This is a genomic window from Kineococcus indalonis (assembly GCF_009906395.1).
GTDB lineage: Bacteria > Actinomycetota > Actinomycetes > Actinomycetales > Kineococcaceae > Kineococcus > Kineococcus indalonis.
In genome coordinates this window covers 1-4,664 of sequence record NZ_JAAALM010000327.1, presented here as the reverse complement: position 1 = coordinate 4,664, position 4,664 = coordinate 1, and the positions used below count along the sequence as shown (strand labels likewise).

The following is a 4,664-nucleotide window of genomic DNA, read 5'->3' as shown; positions in this document are numbered from 1 at the left end:
CCCCAGGAGAGGACCCGGCGTGCTCGCACCCGCCACCACCCAGGACGGCACCCACCCGCGGCCCCAGCTGCTGCGCGAGCGCTGGACGGACCTGTCCGGCACGTGGCAGCTGGCCCTCGACGACGAGCGCCGCGGGCTCGGCGCCCGCTGGCAGCACCTGGCCGACCCCGGCGAGCGCTCGGTCTTCGACCGCGACGTCGTCGTGCCCTACCCCCCGGAGTCCCCCGCGTCCGGGGTCGGCGAGACCGGCCCGCACCCGGTCGTGTGGTACCGGCGCACCCTGCGCCTGGCCGACGTGGACGGCTGGGAGGCGGTGCGCGAGGGCCACCGCGTCGTGCTGCGCTTCGGCGCCGTGGACCACGCGGCGCAGGTGTGGCTGGACGGCGCGCTGCTCGGCGGCCACGAGGGCGGGCAGACGCCCTGGCACGTCGACCTCACCGACGTCCTGGACCCGGCCGACCCGGGAGCCGAGCACGTCCTCGTCGTGCGCGCCGAGGACGACCCGCGCGACGTCACCCAGCCGCGCGGCAAGCAGGACTGGCAGGACGAGCCGCACGACATCTGGTACTTCCGCACCACCGGCATCTGGCAGCCGGTGTGGTGCGAGGTGGTGCCCCCGCTCGCCGTCGAGCACCTGACGTGGACGCCCGACGTGCCCGCCGGGGCGGTGCACCTGGACCTCTCCCTCACCGCCGCGCCGACGGGGCCGGTGGCCGTGGACGTGCGCCTGGAGCTGGGCGGGCGGGTGCTCGCCGAGCACCGCGTGCGCGTCGAGCAGCAGCACACCCGCACCACGGTGACGCTGCCGGCGATGGCCAACGGCCAGGGCCTGCAGCAGCTGCTGTGGTCGCCCGAGCACCCGCGGCTGGTCGACGCCGCGGTGCGCGTGCTGGCCGGGGAGGAGGTCCTCGACGAGGTGGCCAGCTACCTGGGGCTGCGCAGCGCGGGCACCGGCGGCGGGGCGTTCCTGCTCAACGGCCACCCGTACTACGTGCGCTCGGTGCTGGAGCAGGGCTACTGGCCCGCCTCCCACCTGGCCGCCCCCGACGCGGCGGCGCTGCGCCGCGAGGTCGAGCTGATCAAGGAGCTCGGCTTCAACGCCGTGCGGGTGCACCAGAAGGTCGAGGACCCGCGCTTCCTGCACTGGGCGGACCGCCTGGGCCTGCTGGTGTGGGGGGAGACCGCCAACGCCTACGCCTTCACCCCGCAGGCCGTGCAGCGGCTGACGCGCGAGTGGATGGAGGTGGTCCACCGCGACGCCGGCCACCCCTGCGTCGTCACGTGGGTGCCGCTCAACGAGAGCTGGGGCGTGCAGCACATCGCCGCCAGCAGCGCCCAGCAGCACTACGCCACCGGCCTGGCCGCGCTCACGCGCGCGCTGGACCCCAGCCGCCCGGTCGTCAGCAACGACGGGTGGGAGCACACCGACAGCGACCTGTGGACCGTGCACGACTACGCCGACACCGGCGCCGAGCTGGCCGGGCGCTACGGCTCGGCGGCGGCCGTGCGGGAGCTGCTGGCCGGCACCGGCCCGGCCGGGCGGCGGCTGCGGCTGCCCGGCGGCGCCGAGCGCGGCCAACCGGTGATGCTCACCGAGTTCGGCGGGGTGCGCTACGCCCCGGCCGCGCCCGCGGGCACCACGTGGGGGTACTCCACCGCCGCCGACGCCGAGGACTTCGCCGCGCGCCTGGCGGACCTGCTCGCCGCCGTGCACGCCTCCCCGGTGCTGGCCGGCTTCTGCTACACGCAGCTGACCGACACCGTGCAGGAGGCCAACGGCCTGCTCGACGAGGACCGCCGGCCCAAGCTGCCGGTCGAGCGCATCCGCGCGATCATCACCGGCGAGCAGCCGGGCTGACCCGCCCGCACCCGTGCGCGCCCGGCGCAGCGGCGGTCTGGACCGCCGCTCCGCCGGCCTACTCCGCCGCGGCGCCGGTGGGTGCCGCGGCGGGCTCGGCGGACCCGGCGGCCAGCCGGCCCTGCTCCCCGCGCGCCCACGCCAGCGCCTGCGCGGCCGGCAGCGGGCGGGCGAACAGGTAGCCCTGCAGCTCGTCGCAGCCCATGGCGCGCAGCCTCGCCGCGGTGCGCGCGTCCTCCACGCCCTCGGCGACGACGACCAGCCCCAGCCGGTGCGCCAGCGCGATGACGGAGGAGACGATGACCTCGTCCTCGGGGTGCGCCATGAGGTCGCTGACGAACTGGCGGTCCACCTTCAGCTCGTGCACGGCCAGGCCGCGCAGGTGCACCAGGCTCGTGGCGCCCGCGCCGAAGTCGTCCACCGAGACGCGCACGCCGCGCTCGCGCAGGCGCTGCACGGTGCGCCGCGCCCCGGCCGGGTCCACGACGATCGCCGTCTCGGTGATCTCCAGCACGAGCTGCTCGGGGGGCCAGCGCGTCAGCGCCAGCGCCTCCTCGACCATGCCCAGCAGCCCCTCGTCGAGGCTGGCGGCGCTGATGTTCACCGAGACCGTCGTGTCCAGCCCGTGCGCCCGCCACGTCGCCACCTGCCGCACCGCGGTCAGCAGCACCCAGCGGGTCAGGGCGTGGATGAGGCGGGTGCGCTCCACGAACGGCAGGAACGCCGCCGGCGGCAGCAGGCCGCGGGTGGGGTGCTGCCAGCGCACCAGCGCCTCGAAGCCCAGCAGCCGGCCGTCGCCGGCCACCTTCGGCTGGTAGTGGACGACGAGCTGGTCCTCCTCCATCGCCTGGCGCAGCTGCCCGAGGACCTCCAGGGCACCGGTGGAGTGCTGGTCCTGCTCGGCGTCGTAGCGCAGCACGCCGGCGCGGGCGCGCTTGGCCGCGTACATCGCCACGTCGGCGTGCTGGAGGAGCTCCTCGGCGGAGGTGCCGTCGGCGCCGGCCACGGCGATGCCGATGCTGCCCTGCACGTCCAGGGGCACCTCGCCGGAGGTGAAGCCGCCGATGGACAGCGCCGCCAGCAGCCGCTTGGCCAGCACCTCCAGCTCGGCGCCGTGGGCCGGGGAGGGCACCAGCACGGCGAACTCGTCGCCGCCCAGGCGGGTGACCTGCGCCTGCGGGCCGGCGGTGCGCTGCAGCACGGTGGCGACCTGCCGCAGCAGCGCGTCCCCGGCGGTGTGCCCGAGGGTGTCGTTGACGTCCTTGAAGCCGTCCAGGTCCAGCAGCAGCAGCCCCGGCGAGGCGCCGCCGGCCAGCAGCCGGGCCACCCGCCCGGTCAGCGCGGCGCGGTTGCCCAGGCCCGTCAGGGCGTCGGTGAGGGCCACCCGGGCGCTGCGCCGGTCGCGGTGGCGCACGACGGCGACCAGCAGCACGGCAGCCACCGCCGTCACGACGACCACGCTCGTCCAGGCGGTCCAGGCAGCGTCCACGCGAACCCATCGGCACGCGCGCCCCCGCTCCTGAACGGGCCGGTCGGGTGACGCCCCGGCCGGGGGCGGGCCGGTGCGGGCGCCGGCAGCGGGCTCAGGCGCCGGCGGGCACGTTCCAGCGGCTCAGCACGGGGCGGCCGTGCTCGTGGCCCAGCTCGCCCCAGGTGCCGGCGTCCAGGGCGAACAGCGCCCCGGCGGTGGGCGACAGGCCCAGCCAGCACGCTGCCAGCACCCGCAGGAAGTGCCCGTGCGCGACGAGGACCACGTCCCCGCCGTCCCCGCCGTCGGCCGCGGCGGCGCGGGCCAGCGCGGCGCGGGCGCGCACGGCCACCTGCTGCACCGTCTCGCCCGGGGTGGCGCCGGGCACGACGCCGTCGTGCCACACCGACCACGGCCGGCCCAGCTCCTCGGAGACCTCCGCGGTGGTGCGGCCCTCGTAGCCGCCGTAGTCCCACTCCACGAGGTCGTCGTCGACCTCGACGGGGGCGGCGGCGGCCAGGCCCGCCAGCTCGGCGGTGCGCCGGGCGCGGGTGCGCGGGCTGGTGAGGACCAGGGCCAGCCTGCGCCCGGCGAAGGCCGGGGCCAGGGCGCGGGCCTGCTCCTCCCCCACCGCGGTCAGCGGCACGTCGGTGGTGCCGGTGTGCTGCCCGGACAGGCTCCAGGCGGTCTGCCCGTGGCGTACGACGAGGATCGACACCCCGCCGACGGTAGTCGCACCGTGCGCTCCCGGCGCCCCCGGTGGTGAGATGTGCGCGTGACCGAGAACCCCGCACCCCTGCCCGACGCCCCGTTCGGGGACGTGCTGACGGCCAACGCCGACTACGCGCAGGCGTTCACCGACCCCGGCCGCCCCGGCGTGGCCGGCCGCGGGCTGGCCGTGCTGACCTGCATGGACTCGCGCATCGACCCGCTGGGGGCGCTGGGCCTGGTGCCCGGCGACGCGAAGATCCTGCGCAACGCCGGCGCCCGCGTGACCGACGACGTGCTGCGCACCCTGGTGCTGGCGACCTACCTGCTGGGCGTGCAGCGCGTCCTGGTGCTGGCGCACACCGACTGCGGCATGACGAAGAACACCGACGCCGACGTGCACGCCAAGGTCCTGGCGCAGGGCGTGGACTCGCGCAGCATCGAGTTCCGCACCATCGCCGACCAGGGGGCGACGCTGGCGCAGGACGTGCAGCGCATCCGCTCCTGGCCGTTCCTGCCCGCGGCGATGCCGGTGGCCGGCGGCGTCTACGACGTGCGCACCGGGCGCGTGCGCATCGTCGTGGACGCCGACGACGACGCGGGCGCGACGGGGGCCGGGGGCTCCTGAGG

4 protein-coding genes are annotated in these 4,664 nt (G+C 76.9%); 2 read left to right on the top strand and 2 right to left on the bottom strand.

Annotated elements, in window-relative coordinates; genetic code table 11:
- Positions 1-19 precede the first annotated feature (19 nt).
- Positions 20-1,858: a glycoside hydrolase family 2 protein gene (locus GTR00_RS14890; protein ID WP_166612387.1), complete on the top strand. Its 1,839-nt coding sequence runs from the start codon at positions 20-22 to the stop codon at positions 1,856-1,858.
- Positions 1,859-1,916: 58 nt separating this feature from the next.
- Here GTR00_RS14890 and GTR00_RS14885 read toward each other — a convergent pair whose 3' ends face one another.
- Together GTR00_RS14885 and GTR00_RS14880 are read right to left on the bottom strand one after the other, a co-directional pair.
- Positions 1,917-3,347 carry a putative bifunctional diguanylate cyclase/phosphodiesterase gene (locus tag GTR00_RS14885; RefSeq protein WP_166612386.1) on the bottom strand — a complete coding sequence of 477 codons (1,431 nt, stop codon included), beginning with the start codon at positions 3,345-3,347 and terminating at the stop codon, positions 1,917-1,919.
- Positions 3,348-3,441: 94 nt separating this feature from the next.
- Positions 3,442-4,044 (bottom strand): histidine phosphatase family protein, encoded by a 603-nt coding sequence (locus GTR00_RS14880; RefSeq protein WP_166612385.1) that lies wholly within the window; start codon positions 4,042-4,044, stop codon positions 3,442-3,444.
- A gap of 57 nt (positions 4,045-4,101) precedes the next feature.
- Between GTR00_RS14880 and GTR00_RS14875 the strand changes: the two genes are divergently transcribed.
- Positions 4,102-4,662, top strand: a complete 561-nt coding sequence (locus GTR00_RS14875) for a beta-class carbonic anhydrase (RefSeq protein ID WP_323132499.1) — start codon at positions 4,102-4,104, stop codon at positions 4,660-4,662.
- The last annotated feature ends 2 nt before the right edge of the window (positions 4,663-4,664 follow it).